At 42.8% G+C, this 17,763-nt stretch carries 20 protein-coding genes; 9 read left to right on the forward strand and 11 right to left on the reverse strand.

Annotated features, from left to right (window positions below; translation table 11 throughout):
- Positions 1-3 precede the first annotated feature (3 nt).
- The 3 genes from nusA to IJE10_08300 all read right to left on the reverse strand — a co-directional run bounded on the left by nusA (position 4) and on the right by IJE10_08300 (position 2,514).
- Positions 4-1,059, reverse strand: a complete 1,056-nt coding sequence (nusA, locus tag IJE10_08290; GenBank protein MBQ2968099.1) for a transcription termination/antitermination protein NusA — start codon at positions 1,057-1,059, stop codon at positions 4-6.
- Positions 1,060-1,079: 20 nt separating this feature from the next.
- Positions 1,080-1,547 (reverse strand): ribosome maturation factor RimP, encoded by a 468-nt coding sequence (locus IJE10_08295; GenBank protein MBQ2968100.1) that lies wholly within the window; start codon positions 1,545-1,547, stop codon positions 1,080-1,082.
- Between the two features lie 175 nt (positions 1,548-1,722).
- Positions 1,723-2,514: a GNAT family N-acetyltransferase gene (locus tag IJE10_08300; protein MBQ2968101.1), complete on the reverse strand. Its 792-nt coding sequence runs from the start codon at positions 2,512-2,514 to the stop codon at positions 1,723-1,725.
- Between the two features lie 121 nt (positions 2,515-2,635).
- On the opposite strand from IJE10_08300, the gene IJE10_08305 reads away from it, so the two are divergent.
- The 4 genes from IJE10_08305 to radA all read left to right on the forward strand — a co-directional run bounded on the left by IJE10_08305 (position 2,636) and on the right by radA (position 7,174).
- Positions 2,636-3,808, forward strand: coding sequence for an NAD-dependent malic enzyme (locus IJE10_08305; GenBank protein ID MBQ2968102.1), 1,173 nt, complete (start codon positions 2,636-2,638; stop codon positions 3,806-3,808).
- A gap of 14 nt (positions 3,809-3,822) precedes the next feature.
- On the forward strand, positions 3,823-4,686 hold the full coding sequence (locus tag IJE10_08310) for a DUF2156 domain-containing protein (GenBank protein MBQ2968103.1): 864 nt from the start codon (positions 3,823-3,825) through the stop codon (positions 4,684-4,686).
- A gap of 68 nt (positions 4,687-4,754) precedes the next feature.
- Positions 4,755-5,720, forward strand: coding sequence for a sugar phosphate isomerase/epimerase (locus IJE10_08315; protein ID MBQ2968104.1), 966 nt, complete (start codon positions 4,755-4,757; stop codon positions 5,718-5,720).
- Positions 5,721-5,821: 101 nt separating this feature from the next.
- Complete coding sequence (radA, locus tag IJE10_08320; protein ID MBQ2968105.1) at positions 5,822-7,174, forward strand: DNA repair protein RadA; 1,353 nt, start codon at positions 5,822-5,824, stop codon at positions 7,172-7,174.
- On the opposite strand, the gene IJE10_08325 is transcribed toward radA, so the two are convergent.
- Positions 7,161-7,532 (reverse strand): hypothetical protein, encoded by a 372-nt coding sequence (locus IJE10_08325; GenBank protein ID MBQ2968106.1) that lies wholly within the window; start codon positions 7,530-7,532, stop codon positions 7,161-7,163. The genes radA and IJE10_08325 overlap by 14 nt on opposite strands.
- A gap of 175 nt (positions 7,533-7,707) precedes the next feature.
- On the opposite strand from IJE10_08325, the gene IJE10_08330 reads away from it, so the two are divergent.
- From IJE10_08330 to IJE10_08345, 4 genes are read left to right on the forward strand one after another with little or no spacing between them, the layout of a single operon-like run.
- Positions 7,708-8,187, forward strand: coding sequence for a CarD family transcriptional regulator (locus IJE10_08330; GenBank protein ID MBQ2968107.1), 480 nt, complete (start codon positions 7,708-7,710; stop codon positions 8,185-8,187).
- A 34-nt stretch (positions 8,188-8,221) separates the two neighbouring features.
- The gene (ispD, locus tag IJE10_08335) at positions 8,222-8,968 is read left to right on the forward strand and encodes a 2-C-methyl-D-erythritol 4-phosphate cytidylyltransferase (GenBank protein ID MBQ2968108.1); all 747 of its coding nucleotides are present in this window, start codon (positions 8,222-8,224) and stop codon (positions 8,966-8,968) included.
- A complete protein-coding gene (locus tag IJE10_08340) occupies positions 8,961-9,437 on the forward strand; it encodes a 2-C-methyl-D-erythritol 2,4-cyclodiphosphate synthase (protein ID MBQ2968109.1) in 477 nt (158 codons plus the stop codon). Before ispD ends, IJE10_08340 begins: the two co-directional genes overlap by 8 nt.
- Positions 9,438-9,441: 4 nt before the next feature.
- Positions 9,442-10,878 carry a proline--tRNA ligase gene (locus tag IJE10_08345; GenBank protein MBQ2968110.1) on the forward strand — a complete coding sequence of 479 codons (1,437 nt, stop codon included), beginning with the start codon at positions 9,442-9,444 and terminating at the stop codon, positions 10,876-10,878.
- A 43-nt stretch (positions 10,879-10,921) separates the two neighbouring features.
- Here IJE10_08345 and IJE10_08350 read toward each other — a convergent pair whose 3' ends face one another.
- Genes IJE10_08350 through IJE10_08380 form a run of 7 tightly spaced genes read right to left on the reverse strand, consistent with a single transcriptional unit; the run spans position 10,922 to position 16,828 of the window.
- Entirely contained in the window at positions 10,922-11,902 is a 981-nt protein-coding gene (locus IJE10_08350; protein ID MBQ2968111.1) for an NAD(P)H-quinone oxidoreductase, read from the reverse strand.
- 13 nt (positions 11,903-11,915) lie between these two features.
- On the reverse strand, positions 11,916-12,923 hold the full coding sequence (locus IJE10_08355; protein ID MBQ2968112.1) for an NAD-dependent epimerase/dehydratase family protein: 1,008 nt from the start codon (positions 12,921-12,923) through the stop codon (positions 11,916-11,918).
- Positions 12,924-12,941: 18 nt separating this feature from the next.
- Positions 12,942-14,009 (reverse strand): amidohydrolase family protein, encoded by a 1,068-nt coding sequence (locus tag IJE10_08360; GenBank protein MBQ2968113.1) that lies wholly within the window; start codon positions 14,007-14,009, stop codon positions 12,942-12,944.
- 1 nt (position 14,010) lies between these two features.
- Positions 14,011-15,000, reverse strand: a complete 990-nt coding sequence (locus IJE10_08365; GenBank protein MBQ2968114.1) for a Gfo/Idh/MocA family oxidoreductase — start codon at positions 14,998-15,000, stop codon at positions 14,011-14,013.
- Positions 15,000-16,004 (reverse strand): zinc-binding alcohol dehydrogenase, encoded by a 1,005-nt coding sequence (locus tag IJE10_08370; protein ID MBQ2968115.1) that lies wholly within the window; start codon positions 16,002-16,004, stop codon positions 15,000-15,002. The genes IJE10_08365 and IJE10_08370 overlap by 1 nt, the downstream gene beginning before the upstream one ends.
- Positions 16,005-16,013: 9 nt before the next feature.
- A complete protein-coding gene (locus IJE10_08375; protein MBQ2968116.1) occupies positions 16,014-16,277 on the reverse strand; it encodes a type I 3-dehydroquinate dehydratase in 264 nt (87 codons plus the stop codon).
- 17 nt (positions 16,278-16,294) lie between these two features.
- Entirely contained in the window at positions 16,295-16,828 is a 534-nt protein-coding gene (locus IJE10_08380) for a hypothetical protein (GenBank protein MBQ2968117.1), read from the reverse strand.
- A 138-nt stretch (positions 16,829-16,966) separates the two neighbouring features.
- Here IJE10_08380 and IJE10_08385 point away from each other — a divergent pair, with 138 nt between their 5' ends.
- Complete coding sequence (locus tag IJE10_08385) at positions 16,967-17,749, forward strand: helix-turn-helix transcriptional regulator (protein MBQ2968118.1); 783 nt, start codon at positions 16,967-16,969, stop codon at positions 17,747-17,749.
- Positions 17,750-17,763 lie beyond the last annotated feature (14 nt).

Here is a 17,763-nt window from a genome sequence, read left to right on the forward strand (position 1 = left end):
TCCTTAAAATTCAAGGCTGATGTTTTCTTCGGGTTTAATGTCAATTTTAAAGCCTGTAAGCTTTGCTGCAAGTCTTGCATTCTGTCCCTGCTTACCAATCGCCAAAGACAGCTGGAAAGACGGAACCATTACCCGATATGCATTTTCTTCCACTTCATCAATGGAAAGCACCTGTGCAGGGCTTAAAGCCGCTGCAATAAATTCTTTCGGATCTTCGCTCCAGCGAACGATATCGATTTTTTCACCGCCCAAGGCGTCTACAACCACCTGAACACGCGCACCCTTCTGACCAACACATGCACCTACCGGATCCACATTGGGATTTTCAGCATATACTGCAATTTTGGTTCTGGAACCGGGTTCACGGGAAATGGATTTGATTTCCACCGTACCGTCTGCAATTTCAGGCACTTCGTTTTCAAAAAGCTTACCTACAATACCTGAATTGGTTCTGGAAAGAACAATATCTGCTCCGTAATTGGTTTTATTAACCTTTGCAACATACAGTTTAACCTTGTCGCCAACCTTTAATTCTTCGCCTTCAATCTGTTCGTTTGCGGGCAGAATTGCTTTGGATGTACCAATATCTAAAATAATGTTCTTGCGTTCACCCTGATCAATCTGAATAACAGTACCGGTTACAACAGAGTTTTCCTTTTTTCTGTACTCGTTAAACATTTTTCCGCTTTCCGCTTCACGGATTTTCTGCAGAACAACCTGCTTTGCAGTCTGTGCCGCAATACGGCTGAAGGGTTTGGGGTCAATCGGTTCCATAACCACGTCACCGATTTCGTATTCGGGATTGATTTCCTTTGCTTCGTCTAAATCATATTCCCCTTCCTGACCAAAACCGTTGTCCACAACTGCAGAAAGCTTGAAAACTTTGATACTGCCGTCATTTCTGTCCATGTCTACACGGATATCTGCACCGTGCAGAGCTAAGTTTTTCTTATACGCGATTGCAAGCGCACCTTCGATTGCCTGAATCATGTATTCTTTTTCAATACCCTTTTCCTTTTCCAACTGTGCCAGAGCACCCATAAGTTCTAATTGATCCATTTTTCTTAATATCCTCCTTTTTAGAAATCAACCGAAAGTCTGACGGTTGTTATATTCTTGTTTTCAATTTCAATTTCTTTACCGTCCTCGGTTTCGAGAACCAGTTTTTCAGCATCGCGATTTTTAAGCAAACCGATAAGCTGTTTGGTACCTTCCACCGCTTTAAAAAGCTTTACCGAGATTTTTTCGCCCCGGAAACGGTCGAAATCCTCTTGTCTTTTCAGTTGTCGCTCCACACCCGGAGAGGAAACCTCTAAATAGTAGCCCTCCGAAATAGGGTCCGCTTCATCCAAAGCATCACTCAATGCCCTGGAAACCGCTTCGCAGTCGTCGATGTAGATACCATCTTCCAAACGGTCAATGTACACACGCAGATAGTAATCGGGACCTTCTTTTTTGAATTCCACATCATACACAAAAACACCTGCCGCCTGCGCAATCGGTTCTGCGATTTTCCAAACAATTTCTTCAACCTTGCTTGCCAAAATACCGCCGCCTTTCTTTGTCTTAAAACTCGTTAAACAAAATCAAAAGAGCGGGTTTTTGAACCCACTCTTTAGCCTCTCCTTATAACGATAGCTTATTTTACCACACATTTTCAAAAAAATCAAGTGTTTTTCTGTATTTTAATGAACTTTTTCGAAATTTCACCATTTTTAACCGTCAGTTCAGCATCAGATTGATGTATCCGTCCGGCAAAGTGATTCCCTCGCAAAGGTATTTTACCACCGCAAAAGGTGTATCGTTTTTTGTGCCGGGCAGTGTGTATATCAGTTTTTTACCTTTTTGATGTGCAATGGCTTTTGCAACGGCAAATCCGTCAAAGGACTGCTCTGAAAGATACACCGCTTCTTCATCTTCGGGAAGCACCATATAGCCATTTTCAAAGAGCAACACAGATTCATAGCAGGCATAGATGTATTCCCAGTCCTTTTCGGTGCGCAGAGGCTTAAAGGGCAACTGCATTTCATCATAAAATTGTCGCAGAGCAGTGATGTCTTTCTCGGTTTTAAAAGGCGGAATCACACCTTCTTCGCCATAAAACTCCCCTTTTTTCATATAAGCTCTACACTCCATACCAAACCGTTTGTAAAAATCAAAAAGCGGTAAATTTGCAGGAATCAGATAACAAACCTTTGCATCCTTTTCCTTTGCAAGTGCAAATGCCGATTCTATCAGTTTTCCGGCAAGCCCCTGTCCCCGGTATGCAGGCCGGGTTGCGATACCACACAGATAAAACGCCGGAATTTGTTCTCCCTCTCCTGTTACAAGCGGTGCGTCTACCATATATAACATAGCCGCAATTTCATTTTCCGCTCTTACAATCAAAGTAAGCTCCGGCTCCATTTTGCTACCGAAAAACAAGTCCAGATATGCATCGGTATCCTTAAAAATTTCTTGCCACATAGCCTTAAGCTCAGGGATATCTGTTTTTTTTGCAGTGGATAAAATCATAGACACACCTCCATTAAAAGTATACCTCTTTTTTCCAAAAAAAGCAAGTGTAGCGGTTGACGAATTTTAAAAAAAGTTATATAATAATCAGAAAGAATAAATTATTTAAGCAGGTGACAAAATGAACATACGCGAAGAATCTTTAAAAAAGCATTACGAATGGAAGGGCAAAATTGAGGTTTGTGCCCGGGCAAAAGTACAAGACAAAGAAGCTCTTTCGCTGGCGTACACTCCCGGTGTTGCAGAGCCTTGTCTTGAAATACAGAAAGATTATAATAAATCTTTTGAACTGACACGCCGTTGGAATATGGTTGCAGTCATCACCGACGGCTCTGCTGTTCTTGGCTTGGGTGACATTGGACCCGAGGCAGGCATGCCGGTTATGGAAGGAAAATGTGTACTGTTTAAGGAATTTGCAGATGTGGATGCGTTTCCCCTTTGTATCCGTACCCAGGACGTGGACGAGCTGGTCCGTACCATTTATCTGCTTTCCGGAAGCTTTGGCGGTATCAATTTAGAAGATATTGCCGCTCCCCGTTGCTTTGAAATCGAACGCAGATTAAAAGAAATCTGTGATATTCCCGTTTTCCATGATGACCAACACGGTACTGCTATCGTGGTCGGTGCTGCACTTTTGAACACATTAAAACTCGTTAAAAAAGACATAACAAGTATTAAATGTGTGATCAACGGCGCAGGCTCGGCAGGTATCGCCATTGCCAAGCATTTGATGAAGCTCGGTGTAAAAAAACTGATTCTTTGCGACCGTTTCGGCATTATTTATGAAGGGCAGGAAGGTTTAAACGCCGTGCATACCGAAATAAGCAAATGCACAAATCCTGAAAAAATCCGTGGCACTTTAGCAGATGCCATGAAAGATGCTGACGTATTTATCGGTGTATCCGCACCCAATGTGGTATCCAAAGAAATGGTTTCTTCTATGGCAAAAGATGCTGTTGTATTTCCTATGGCAAACCCAAATCCGGAAATCACCAGAGATGATGCCCTTTCTGCAGGCGCGCGCGTGGTAGGAACAGGACGCTCGGATTACCCGAATCAGATTAATAACGTTCTGGCATTTCCCGGTATTTTCCGCGGTGCTTTGGATGTTCGCGCATCCGACATCAATGACGAAATGAAAATGGCAACTTCTTATGCCATTGCATCCCTCGTTTCGGATGAAGAACTCTCCGAAGACTATATTATCCCGAAAGCTTTTGACGAACGCGTTGGACAAACCGTTGCCAAGGCGGTTGCAGATGCCGCAAAAAAAAGCGGTGTCGCAAGAATTTGAAAAGAGGTTTTACTTTGTTAGAATTCACACCTATTTCAGCAGACAACTTTCAGCCGGTTTTACCACTTATACAGCAGGAAAAACAAAATGAATGCGGATTTTCCACCGCACCGCTCTATGGTCCCTATTCCGAGGGCAGATTTGCAATTTTCAATAACATATGCGTATTTTTATACACCGAAGAGGGCGAAACCCATTGCAACCTGTTAGGCAAACCGGAAAAACAAACTTATAAACAAATCACAGACGAATTGCTCAAAACCTATCCGCACATTCAGTTTCATTATTTTTCCGAAGAGAAGGCGAAAATTTTAGCCGAACTGTATCCAAGTGTAACAGTTGTAGATGAAACAGATTTGTATGATTACGTGTACCGTATCGATGACTTTTTACGGCTTGAGGGCAAGGACAATCAGAAAAAACGCTCCCAGTACAATCAGTTTATGAATGGTAATACAGTGCATTTTGAGCCAATCACCCAAGAAAATCTTAAGGATTGCAAAATCGTGACCTTAAACTGGTGCTCACGAAAAGACTGTCTGGATTGCAAATACACCTGTGAGCAAAAAATCATTTTTGATTTGCTGGACAACTGGGACAAATACCCCTGCAAGGGAGGCATTCTTTATACCGATGATGAGCCGGTAGCGTTTTTAATTTGCGAGGTGGTTGGCGATACGGTATTCGGATACCACCAGAAAACCTGTTCGGCAGAAAAAGGATTAGGCTACGCGGTATACCTTACTACGCTTTCCGAGGTATTTTCGGATTATACCTATTTTAATTTCGGTCCGGATTTGGGACTCCCGGGCTTGAGACAGTTCAAGCGCTCATTCAAGCCTTATATGCTCGAACCGAAATTTACGGTGAAATTCTAAAAAAGGGTTGATTCTCATTCCAAATTATGGTACAATGAAATCAACAAAAAAATGGAGGTTGAAAAAACATGAAATTAGGTGTATTAACAGTTGCAGTACAGAATATGTCCTTGGAAGAAGCGGTAAAATATCTTTCTGCACAAGGCGTACAGACATTAGAAATCGGCACAGGCGGTTACACCAACAAGTGCCACTTAGATCCCGACGTATACTTAAACGACGACAAGAAACTGCAGGAAGTAAAGGATTTGCTCAAAGCACATAACATGACCATTTGCGCACTCTCCTGCCACGGCAATGCCGTGCATCCCGATAAGGAAATTGCAAAAGGTTTCCATGAAGCTTTTGAAAAGACCGTTCTCCTGGCAGAAAAGATGGACATTGACACCATCGTAACCTTCTCCGGCTGCCCCGGCGGTTTGAAAGAAGACAAAACGCCCAACTGGGTTACCTGCCCCTGGCCGGACGATTTCTTAAGCGTTCTGGATTATCAGTGGAACGAAGTACTTATCCCTTACTGGAAAGATGCTGCTGCATTTGCAAACGCACACGGCGTAAAGAAAATTGCATTTGAAATGCATCCGGGCTTTTGCGTATACAACCCCTACACCCTGCTCAAGCTTCGTGCAGCGGTTGGCGAAACCATCGGTGCAAACTTTGACCCCAGCCACCTGGTATGGCAGGGCATGAATCCGGTAGAAGCCATTAAAGAATTAAAGGGTGCTATCTACCACTTCCACGCAAAAGATACCCGTATCGACGATGCAAACACCGACAAAAACGGTGTTCTGGATACCAGACATTACGGTGAAATCTTAGACAGAAGCTGGGTATTCCGTACCATCGGCTACGGTCACGATTACAAATACTGGAAGGATATGATTTCTACCCTTAAGGTTTGTGGCTATGACGGTGCAATCAGCATTGAGCACGAGGATGCTCTGATGTCTCCCACCGAAGGTCTTGAAAAAGCTATTGCTTTCTTAAAAGATGTTTTAATCTTTGAAGAAGCAGGCGAAATGTGGTGGGCATAATCTAAAAATCTTAAAAGATGCGGTCAACACCGCATCTTTTTCTTTACAAATTATATTTTTTCGTGTAAAATGGTAAGTAGAAAAAGTGAGGCGAATTTTGGATGAAAGCAAAAATCATATATACATGCAAATGCTGTGGCTGTCAAAGTCCACGCTGGATGGGAAAATGTCCTGACTGCGGTGAATGGGACTCTTTCTACGAAGAAATAGACGAAAACCCCATTGAAAAAGCAACTGCTAAGCAAGCCGTACCCGCTTCCGGCATCAAACCGGTTGCCTTAAACGATGTGAAAACCGAAAACGAAATCCGCTTTACCAGCGGAATGCAGGAATTAGACAGGGTTTTGGGTGGAGGTATCGTTGAGGGTAGCCTTGTGCTTGTCGGCGGTGAGCCGGGTATTGGCAAATCCACACTGTTACTTCAAATCTGCAACTATCTCCCGGGCGAAGTTTTGTATGTTTCGGGTGAAGAATCCGCCGCACAGATTAAAATGCGCGCAAAACGTCTGGGTGTGGACAAAGATGAGCTTCTTCTTTTGTGCAACACCAATTTAAGCGAAATTGTTGCAGAAATTGAAAAGACAAGTCCAAAGGTTGCTATTATCGACTCGGTACAAACCATTGCCAATCCGCAGATGAATTCCGCCCCCGGAACAGTCAGCCAGATAAAAGAAGTTTCTTCCGTGCTGATGCGTCTTGCAAAAAACTCAGGCATCACCGTTTTCATTGTCGGCCATGTTACCAAAGAAGGTGCAATTGCAGGTCCGAGAGTTTTAGAGCATATGGTGGACTGTGTTTTATATTTCGAAGGCGACAACAACCACATTTTCCGACTGCTTCGTGCCGTGAAAAACCGCTTCGGCTCCACCAATGAAGTGGGTGTATTCCAAATGGAAGAGCACGGACTGGAAGAGGTTACAAATCCGTCTATGGCACTTTTTGAACACAAAGACACATTAGCCTCAGGCAACTGCATCACCTGTACCATTGAAGGCTCCAGACCTTTTTTAACTGAAATCCAGGCATTGGTTACCCCTACCTTCTTCCCTGTTCCCCGAAGAACCGCTTCGGGTGTAGACTATAACCGCATGATCCTTTTGATGGCAGTACTTGAAAAACGTCTGAAGTTAAACCTTTCTAATTATGATGCATATGTAAATATTGCCGGTGGCATGCGTATTACCGAGCCCGCGGCAGATTTAGGCATTGCTATGGCAATTTATTCCAACCACAAAGATATTGTCTTGCCTCCCGACTGTGCGTTTTTAGGTGAGATTGGTCTTTCGGGTGAAATCCGACCCGTTTCTTTGATTGACACACGCATCAAGGAAGCGAAAAAGCTTGGAATGAAGAAAATTGTTATTCCTGCCGCAAACTTAAAAAAATGCTCCGACACCGAAGGCGTAATCGGCGTCAAAAGCATTTTTGAAGCGGTAAAGACTATTTCAAATTAAATTTACCAAGCCAGTCAAGCTGACGAATCTGATTTTCCAATAAATTTTCCATGCTTGTTCCCGTAAGCACCGCCAGACAAACCAGATAAAAAAGTGCATCTCCCATATTTTGTTCTGTCTTTTCCCGGCAATCGGCACAAAGACTTCCTTTTAGCATACTCTCAGCCTCCCCGTTAAAGTCGGGAGACTGTTTTTTTGTAAAGATTTCAACACATCCACACTGGGTTGCTGCCCGTATTATGTTCCGCTCTGTTTTGGCAACCGAAATCTGTAATTTACTCATTGTATCCAGTATCCCTTTATTTCTACGGTAATATTTCTGAATTGACCTTTGTAAGTGCTCTAAATTCTGTCCCATACAATTCCCTCCGACTTAATGTTTTGTACACAAATTCAGCATACCATATTTCTTTAGAAAATTTTGTCAAATTTTCAAATAAGCCTTTGACTTTTTCAAAAATTAGTGTTATAATATATTTTAGGTATTCATGTGTTTGAATTAAACATTTAGAATATCAAGGAGGCTTTTGTAAATGTACCAAATAGGCGAAAAAATTGTTTACCCGATGCATGGTGCAGGCGTTGTTCAGGCAATTGAAGAAAAGGAAATCTTAGGTGAAAAGCAGAAATACTATGTACTGAAAGTTCCGTCCACCGAAATCAAACTGATGGTTCCCGTCAATACTGCCGAAAGTATTGGTGTCAGACCGGTTATCTCTCCTGCTGATTTGCCCGGCATTTTTGATGCTGTCAAGGGCGAAATTGAGGAGCCTTGCCCGAACTGGAACAAACGCTATCGGGAAAATCTTTCCAAAATCAAAACAGGTGATATTGTAGAGGTTGCAAAAGTTGTAAAAAGCCTTACACACAGAGAGCTGGAAAAACCGCTTTCTACCTGTGAGAAGAAATTGCTGACTAATGCGCGACATATTTTAGTCAGCGAGCTTGTCATGGCGACCAATGACGAAATCGACAAGGTTGAAAAAGAAGTCGATGCTTTAATTGCGCTTTAATTTGTCGGTTACACTTAATAATCGTGGAGGCAAAATGGGGAAAATAATTCAAGGCAATTTTAACCGTACTGCACCCGGAAACAAGACCACTGCTATTATTGCCGCAGGCGGCAAAGGCAGTCGGATGGGACTTGACTTTAACAAAATTTTTCTGGATGTGGACGAAAAACCGATTTTAGCCTACACACTAGACGTTTTCGAATTTGCTGATTGCATCGACAACGTCATTTTGGTGTGTAGTGATAATGATAAACCGCTTTGTGAAGAAATTGTAAGCGAGTTCGGCTATACAAAAGTAACCCGAATCGTAAAAGGCGGAGAAACCCGTCAGGAAAGTGTCCGCAACGGTCTTGCCGCTGTTCCCGACACAACCGACATTGTTCTGGTACATGATGCGGCACGTCCTTTAGTTACAAAAGAAATGCTGAAAGCTTCTATTGATGCTGCAAGCAAAAACGGTGCTGCAGCGGTGGGCATCCTGCCTGTTGATACCGTAAAACGTGTTCAGGGCACAACTGTTTTTGAAACCATTGACCGAAACAGCCTTGTGCTGATTCAGACACCCCAGACCTTTCGCAAGGATTTACTGGTTCAGGCACACGAAACCGCACACCAAAATCATCAGCTGGTAACAGATGACTGTGCATTACTTGAACTTATGGGACATACGGTTACCGTCGTGCCCGGTGCCAAATTCAATATAAAACTCACTACGCCGGAGGATTATGCCATGATTTCTGCATATCTTACCTGCTACAGAAAAGAGGATGAAGATGATTAGAATCGGAACCGGCTATGACGTACATGCATTTGCAGAAAACCGCGATTTGATTTTAGGCGGTGTAAAAATCCCGTATGAAAAAGGACTTTTAGGTCATTCGGATGCAGACGTTCTACTGCATGCCATCTCTGATGCGCTGCTCGGTGCATGTGCTTTGGGCGATATCGGAAAGCATTTTCCGGATACCGACCCGAAATACAAGGGTGCGGACAGTTTAATGCTTTTAAAAGAAGTGAACAGAATCATAAAACCTTATAAGGTTTCAAATGTGGACGCAACCATTGTTGCTCAGGCACCAAAGCTTGCGCCCCATATAGAGCAGATGCGTCAAAACATCGCAGATGCACTGGAGGTAGAACTTTCTGCAATCAGCGTGAAAGCAACTACCACCGAAAACTTAGGTTTTTGCGGCCGTAAAGAAGGCATAGAAGCCCAGGCCGTTTGCATACTTACAAAATTGGAGGATTAAGATTATGGCTCAACAGAAAAAGTTTGTAGAAGAAATCACATCTATGGATGTGGATTTCGCGAAATGGTATACCGATATCGTTAAAAAAGCGGATCTGGTAGACTATGCGCAGGTACGCGGATGCATGGTTATCCGTCCCTACGGTTATGCAATCTGGGAAAATATCCAGGCGAACTTAGACAGAATGTTTAAGGAAACCGGACACGAAAATGTTTACATGCCTATGTTCATCCCTGAAAGCTTATTGCAAAAGGAAAAGGATCATGTTGAAGGCTTTGCACCCGAGGTTGCCTGGGTAACCCATGGCGGCTCGGAGAAGCTTACCGAACGTCTTTGTGTTCGTCCTACATCCGAAACCTTGTTCTGCGACCATTATAAAGATATCATTCACTCCTACAGAGATCTGCCCAAGCTGTACAATCAGTGGTGTTCTGTAGTTCGTTGGGAAAAAACCACCCGCCCGTTCTTGCGTTCCTGCGAATTCTTGTGGCAGGAAGGTCATACAGCCCATGCGACTGCTGAGGAAGCACAGGAAGAAACCATCAGAATGTTAAACATCTACGCTTCTTTCCTGGAAGAATACCTTGCAATCCCGGTTGTAAAGGGTCAGAAAACCGATAAAGAAAAATTTGCCGGTGCAAAAGCAACCTACACCATCGAAGCTTTGATGCACAGCGGTTATGCTCTGCAGTCAGGTACTTCTCATAACTTCGGTGACGGCTTTGCGAAAGCATTTGGCATTCAGTATACCGATAAAGACAACCAGTTAAAGAACGTACACCAGACCTCCTGGGGTATGACCACCCGACTGATTGGCGCCATCATTATGGTACACGGTGACGACAGCGGTCTTTGCCTGCCGCCTAAAATCGCACCTACACAGCTGATGATTATTCCGATTGCACAGCACAAGGAAGGCGTATTAGAAAAAGCAGGCGAGCTTTTAGAGCGTCTAAAAGGCTCTGTACGCGTGAAAATGGATGACAGCGACAAGAGTCCCGGATTCAAATTCTCCGAACAGGAAATGCGTGGTATTCCGCTCAGAATTGAAATCGGTCCCAAGGACATCGAAAACAACCAGTGTATCTTAGCGCGTCGTGACAACGGTGAAAAGATGACCGTTTCCTTAGATGAACTGGAAACAGTTGTGCCTGCACTGTTGGATGAAATCCAGAAAAACATGTTTGAAAAGGCAAAGGCACACAGAGATGCGCGTACCTTCAATGCAACAGATATGGAAACCTTCGCAAGCCAGTTAGAAGCTGTACCCGGCTTTATCAAAGCAATGTGGTGCGGTGACGAAGCCTGCGAACTGGAAATTAAAGAAAAAACCGGTGCAACCTCCCGTTGTATCCCCTTCGAACAGGAAAAACTTTCGGATGTTTGCGTTTGCTGTGGCAAGAAAGCCAGCAAAACGGTTTACTGGGGCAAAGCTTATTAATCCCAAAAGACAATCCCGTCTCTTAAACAGAGACGGGATTTTTTTAATTTTCACATACTTTTAAAACAACCTTGCCGATGTTTTCGTTTCTCTCTAATATCGCGTGTGCCTCTTCTGCCTGCTCTATAGGCAAAATTTTGTAGATGGAAGGTGTTATTTCACCGCTTTCAATTTTCGGCCACACATTTTCCACCAGTTCGGATAAAATGAATGCCTTGAATTCGGGCGTTCTGTTCCGAAGCATACTGCCTACCAGGTGCAACCCCTTTGTAAGGAGCGGACGAAGCTGAACGGTTGTTTCAACCCCTGCAAGCGTTGAAATCACAACCCAGTAACCGCCTCTTGCCATAAAGGGCAGGCTTTTTCCTAACGTTTCACCGCTTAAGCAGTCCATGGAAACATTTACTGCTGTTCCGTTTTCTTCTTCAGCTTTCAGAACATCTTCCACCCTTTGCGTAGTGGAATTGATAATAACATCTGCACCCAAGTCTTTGATTTTGACCGCAATTTCATCCGACAAAACCGATGTAATGACTCTTGCACCAAAGGCTTTTGCCATGGGAATTGCCACCGATGCCAATCCGGATGCACCTGCAGGGATAAATGCAGTCTGCCCTTTTTCTAAATGTCCTTCCAAAAACAAATTCAGGTAGGATGTGGCATATGCTTCGGGAAGTGCGGAGGCTTCTTCTAACGTAAGACCTTGTGGGACAGGCATCAGCATATCGTATTTAACAGCCACATATTCTGCATATCCGCCACCGCCCAAAAGGGCGCAAACCTTATCGCCAACTTCCCATTTTTCCACAGAGCTGCCCTTTTCCGCAATAACGCCTGCAATTTCCAGACCCATCCACTCAGGACATCCCGGAGGTGACGGATATTTTCCCTGCCGCTGCAGAAGATCGGCACGGTTTAGTGCTGCCGCGCAGATTTTAACCAACACCTCGTCTGCTTTAATAACAGGCTTTTTCACCTCACTCCAAACAAGATTTTTATTTTCATCCACAAGCATTGCTTTCATAAAACCACCTCACTCAGTTCAGATTATTATCTTTTATATATTCGTCCATGCGCTTACTCAAATCGGTATCGGGAAATTCGTAGCCCTCAGGCACTGCTTCAATCATCATTTTAAGTGCATCATAAAGAGGTGTCAATTCCTCCTGCTTCATGCCTGTTACCTCTAAAACCTTGGAATTATCGGTGATTCTGTCAAACATTCTTGCGTATTCCAACTGCCAGCGGGTATTTAATCCCATATCGGGATTTAAAATTTTCAAATAATCTTCTTTATCCACCCAAACCGCTTCAAGGCCTGCAATTTCTTTATAATAGCCGGCAATCTCCTCCCAGGTTCTGTGTTCGGACGAACATACATTATACACTTCTTTTTTTGCCTTTTCATTAAACAAAAGCTTTGCAATCATCATGGACACATCTCCTGCCCAACACAGTGTTGCAGGTTTGTCCTTTGCCTGCAAAGGCAAAACCACTTTTTTACCCTTTACCGCACGGCCGACCGTGTCATGTGCCTCTAATGTTACCAGCTGATACCGCATTTTTGAAAAGGTTGTGGCAGGGCGAACAATTGTCCAGTTATCATAGCCGGATAAAAACAAGAGATTTTCTGCTTTGGCTTTGTGTATGCAATAATCATTAGATGCCAGAAGCTTTTCGTCGGTTGAAACATCCAAAAGTCTTGGAGATGTTTCTTTTACGGGAATTTCTTCGTTTGCATATACACGGCAGGAAGACAAGAAAATATAGTGCTTTGTATTTTCCAAAAACAGCTTGTAGTAGTGAATGAAATCCCGCTTGTGATAAATCATAAAGTCAACAACACCGTCAAAATTCTGAGAGAGTAAACCCTTCAAAAATTCCATATCCTTGGCGTTGCCTTTAATGCAGGTCACCTGCTCGTTATAAGGTACTTCATCGTCCAGTGACACAGCTGTTACCTGATACCCCATGTCTGCCAAATACGGCACGATATACTGTCCCATCGCACCCGTAGATCCTAAAACCAATACTTTTCTTTTCACAAAAACCTCTCCTTTTTCTTACCGCTTATATACCACTTCTCCGTTAACAATTGTCAGAACACAACTGTATCCTTTATCACATGTAATACGGCAACCCGCTTTATCCGTCAGATCAAAACCGTCGTTTGTATGGTCAAGAACGACAATATCTGCGTTTCTTCCGACCTCTAAATAACCCCATTCCTGTTCTTTACCCAGCGCTTTTGCAGGCGTGGAAGTAACCGCACGCAATATGTCTTCTTCACACATTCCAAGATGCTTTGCAATACTCATACATAAAGTCATGCCGTATCTGCCGCCTCTTACGTAGGCGCTGAGTCTTGTAATATCGGTACTGATGATATCAGGCAACGCACCGTTTGAAATGGCTTCTTTAAAGATTTTAAAATCAGTATGTACATGTCCTGCCAAACCGGCGTCAATGAAAACGCCTCTTTTTTTAGCATTTTCAATGCACAAAAAACCGTCTTCAAGGACATTGTTTTTGCCGCCATGATACGAGTGGGTCAGGATATCCCCTTTTCTTAAGCATTCTAAAAGATCTGACATGGGAACGGGAGAATTTGATGAATGAACCATAACCTTAAGCTTCTTGCTTTGTGCATACTCTACCGCCTCACACAAAGGTTTTATATCTTTTATATCAGAAATTAGTGTGTCGAAATACACCTTAACACCTATCGCCTTGTCGCCATACTTTTCGAGTAATTGCTCCGTATGGTCAAAACACGCTTTATTTTCCCGAAAGCTGACACCGACAAAGACAGTATTTTTCAACAAAAAGGATTCAAGCATTTCCTTATCCCCTTTTCCGCCACCTGCATCTGCCGCCGCAGTTACACCAAAAGGAATTGTGCTAAGCTCCGGATGTACACCAAACTTATCACAGGAAATTCCACGCATGTGCACATGTGCATCCACAAGCCCGGCAGAGACGATTTTTCCCCTTGCATCATACATAAATTCAGCTTTTTCGTCTATGGATTCTGCAATTCGATTCACCTTGCCATTCTTAGTTAAAACATCCGCAAACCAAAAGTGTTTGCCATCCCAAACCTTTCCGTTTTTTATTAAAATTTCAGTCATATCAACGTTCACCTACCACTCTTAAAAGTGTTTTCTGTACTACAAATTCATGCGCATACGAATACGGATTTTCTTTTTCACCCATTACCGACAGGTAAAAATCTTTCATCATTTCGTCATATCTCGAAAGGGTCGGCACATCCTGCACATTCACTGTTTCCTGCATATTTCTGTAGGCGTTTTGCGCAATATCCGTTGTGGATTTTGTCATTTTTACATCAAGTTCAATCGGTTTGATTTCAACTGTTCCCTTACTTCCCATAACCGCAAAACGACGCATCCCCCAACCATTTACTTCCACCGAAAGATTGGTAATTCTTGCAATTGCCTTTTCGTATTCTAAAACCGCAAAGCAATTGTCATCTGTATGCACATCTTCAAATCCTGTTTGCTTGATAAAAGGGTACACCTTTTCCGGCTCGCCTAAAATGCTGACCACCAAATCAATCAGGTGCGACCCGAAAATATACATAGACCCGCCCTTAAACTGTTGAAGCCACTCTCTGTATGCTTTGGAATGGTAGGTACTCATTTCCGCATCAATCTGATAAATTTCGCCTAAATCTCCGTTTTTTATCATTTGCATCAGCTTCTGTACTGCGAAATTATAGCGATACATATATCCCATCTGCACCGTAAGTTTTTTGTCTTTCGCTGCATTTAAAAGATTTTCGAATTCAGCAAGTGTACCGCTTGCAGGCTTGTCAATATGCACATGCTTGCCTGCATTCACGCATTTTTGTGCAACCTTGGTTAAATTCCACACGTCACACTCCACCAAAATCGCACCACACTTTTTAATTAGCTCGTCCACCGAAAGACGTGGCAAGTCCTTATAGCAATCAAGATTTCCGCGTTTTTCAATCCATTCTTCGTTTTCCTCCGCATATCCAACCACTTCAAACAGCTCAGGGAATTTACGCACCGCAAGCATTTTACCTTCCCCGTGGTTATGCCCGATACCAATCTGACCGATTTTGATTTTCTGCATTACACATCTCTCCAATCAAACACCGTACCTAAAGGAAATTCCGGATTATCACAAAGCTCGTTGAAAATCTCGGGAGCATTTTTGGGGTGTACAACTCTGGAGATAATCGGCTCAACCTGAATCCGTTTTGCGGAAATTAAGTCTAAAATTGCTTTACAATCATCCTGATGCGTCCAATGGTGCGGATAGGATTCAACCTTCGGACGCACAAAATTGTGTGCACCGATAAGCTTTACACCCGGGCGATGCACCTGCTGATAGTAATCCACATCGTTATCCGAAACTCTGGTACATCCCAAAAGTGAAATTCTGCCCATCCAGGATGCGCATTCTAATGCCTGATGCATCGCTTTGGAAACACCCGTAACCTCTACACAACCGTTTATACCCTTGCCTTTGGTCAGTTCTTTTACCTTTTGCACAAAGCTTTCATCCGAAGGATCTAAAGCATAGTCAGCATCAAGCTTTAAGGCAAGATCCCGACGTGCAGGATTTAAATCCGCTACAATCAAAGGATTTACACCCGAAATCCTTAAAAACTGCGTGGCAAAAATGCCAAGCAACCCAAGTCCCATGACCATTGCCGACTCACCGATTTCCATTTCAAGCTTACGCACACCGCCAAGCCCCATGGATGCAATAATGACAAAAGCCGCCTCTAAAGAGGAAACAGAATCATCCTCGACTTTTGTAATGTCTGCCTCGGGACGGATATTGTATTTCCCGTGATTACCATGGTATACCAGTACTCTGTCGCCTACGGCGACAGACTTTACATCTTCTCCGATTGCCTCTACATAGCCGACTCCACAATATCCAAGGCTTTTCGGAAATCCTGCGCCGGTATTTGGCATTGCTAAAATATTTGCCCGTTCTGTACCGCCACTGACTACAGTGTATTCCATACGAACCAACACATCTTTTGGGTCTAATGTGTCCTTAAGGTCGGTCTGTAAAAATTCGGCCTTATGCACATCTGTAAATAAAATCTGTTTGTTTTGCATAAAAATCCCTCACATAAATTTTTTCATGTTATCTATAATCGTCTTGGCAGTCTTTAAATCGAGTTGCTCCATGGTACTGCTCTCCGAATAGCGGTCAACACAAAAAGCAATCTGTCCACCCAAAATGGGATTCAAGATTCTGGACAAAACACCCGTTTTACCGCACACATGATAGCTTATAGGTGTTTTGACTTCTTTTTTAAGCACCGTCATCGTTTTTACGCATTCCCAAAGGTCTTCTTCCGATTCGGAAAGAGTTACTATCTTAAGGATATCCGGCTTTCGCTGTTCTAAAACAGCGCCAAATCTACCACCTGGTCACAATTCATACGAACAAAGGGATGACAGGATAAAAGAACTTCCGCGCCCTTTTGATGCACCTTTTCAATCAACTCGCATTGCTTTTCTATAATTGCTTCGTCGGTTACCACTTCTCTTGGACTATCCTTTGTAAAGGAATATTTATTTTCTCCATAAAATCCGGTTTTGGATTTTGCATCAAAGGTGTACCCTTGCATATCAATGCCTGCAACACCTGCATCCACTGCACGCAAAAATAAATCTTCTCTTTCTTCTTCCGAATAACCCGATTCTTCCCAATTATAGCCTTTGTTGTAGTTTAAAGCTAAAATCGGAAGCTTTGAACCGTTTACAATCGCTTTTAAAGTATCAAGGTCTGTATTTTCCAGGCACGACAGATGCAAGTCCACCATGTCTGCACCATCAAACAAGCAGTTTTTGATTTCAGCAATTGCTGCCTTTGCACTTTTCTCACGCACAACGCCTGCAAGTGCAGGTGCCGCGATTTCAGATAATTTTTTCATAAAATCCCTCCTTACCGCCATTTTATCAAAACAGAAAACCGAAAACAATATCAAATATGATGTTTTTATCATTTTTGATACTCTATTATTGACAAATTTAAATTTTTAGATATAATTAAACTTAAAGGAAGTGATTATTTGCAATTAGATATTTTATCAAATTTGGTCATCCAAAAGGTATACTCCACTACAACACTCTATAGCGAAGAAAATCGAAAAGCCAAAAGAGTGAACCGCGAGAAATGGGCGGTCATTATAAAATATGAGGGTGAAACCGTATACACATCAAGAGGCAGCACTTATATATCAAACGCAAATAATCTTATAATTCTGCCAAAAGGTTGTTCGTATGAATGGAGCTGCAAACGCTCGGGACATTTTTCGGTTATTGAGTTCGAGAGTGAAGCAACGTGTGATACTATTTTTTGTTTCCCTGTTCAAAACAGTGACAAAATTCTAAAGCTATTTAAGGAGCTTGAATACAAAAGAACCTTAAAAAAGCCCTTGTTTGAGGCAGAAAGCATCCGGGATACCTACTCTATTATCCTTTTACTCACACAAGCTCTGCAAAGGAAATACTTACCCACAAAAAAAGCGGATAAGCTGACCCCTGCCCTGGACTATATGGCTAAAAACTATAATTTACCCATTACAAATGACAAACTTTCCTCCCTCACCGGCCTTTCTACCGTATACTTCAGAAAATTATTTACTGAAGTTTATGGCATATCTCCTATTACATATGTACATAAGCTTCGGATAAAGAAAGCCAAAGAAATGCTTGGAAGCGATTACGGCAGTATAACCAATATCGCTGAGGCATTGGGTTATTTAAACATTTATGATTTTTCAAGGGCTTTTAAAAAACATGTAGGCGTTTCGCCTTTAAAATACGAAAAAAACATGCACAAAGTGCGATAAAAAAAAGAAACAAC

The sequence above is a fragment of the Clostridia bacterium genome (assembly GCA_017410375.1).
Lineage (GTDB): Bacteria > Bacillota > Clostridia > RGIG6154 > RGIG6154 > RGIG6154.

Coding starts and splice junctions, on each gene's coding strand:
- IJE10_08345 (MBQ2968110.1), top strand. CDS start 9,442: ATGGCTCAACAGAAAAAGTTTGTAGAAGAAATCACATCTATGGATGTG.
- IJE10_08325 (MBQ2968106.1), bottom strand. CDS start 7,532: ATGGGACAGAATTTAGAGCACTTACAAAGGTCAATTCAGAAATATTAC.
- nusA (MBQ2968099.1), bottom strand. CDS start 1,059: ATGGATCAATTAGAACTTATGGGTGCTCTGGCACAGTTGGAAAAGGAA.
- IJE10_08315 (MBQ2968104.1), top strand. CDS start 4,755: ATGAAATTAGGTGTATTAACAGTTGCAGTACAGAATATGTCCTTGGAA.
- IJE10_08300 (MBQ2968101.1), bottom strand. CDS start 2,514: ATGATTTTATCCACTGCAAAAAAAACAGATATCCCTGAGCTTAAGGCT.
- radA (MBQ2968105.1), top strand. CDS start 5,822: ATGAAAGCAAAAATCATATATACATGCAAATGCTGTGGCTGTCAAAGT.
- IJE10_08305 (MBQ2968102.1), top strand. CDS start 2,636: ATGAACATACGCGAAGAATCTTTAAAAAAGCATTACGAATGGAAGGGC.
- IJE10_08330 (MBQ2968107.1), top strand. CDS start 7,708: ATGTACCAAATAGGCGAAAAAATTGTTTACCCGATGCATGGTGCAGGC.
- IJE10_08350 (MBQ2968111.1), bottom strand. CDS start 11,902: ATGAAAGCAATGCTTGTGGATGAAAATAAAAATCTTGTTTGGAGTGAG.
- IJE10_08365 (MBQ2968114.1), bottom strand. CDS start 15,000: ATGCAGAAAATCAAAATCGGTCAGATTGGTATCGGGCATAACCACGGG.
- IJE10_08380 (MBQ2968117.1), bottom strand. CDS start 16,828: ATGAAAAAATTATCTGAAATCGCGGCACCTGCACTTGCAGGCGTTGTG.
- IJE10_08360 (MBQ2968113.1), bottom strand. CDS start 14,009: ATGACTGAAATTTTAATAAAAAACGGAAAGGTTTGGGATGGCAAACAC.
- IJE10_08370 (MBQ2968115.1), bottom strand. CDS start 16,004: ATGCAAAACAAACAGATTTTATTTACAGATGTGCATAAGGCCGAATTT.
- IJE10_08340 (MBQ2968109.1), top strand. CDS start 8,961: ATGATTAGAATCGGAACCGGCTATGACGTACATGCATTTGCAGAAAAC.
- ispD (MBQ2968108.1), top strand. CDS start 8,222: ATGGGGAAAATAATTCAAGGCAATTTTAACCGTACTGCACCCGGAAAC.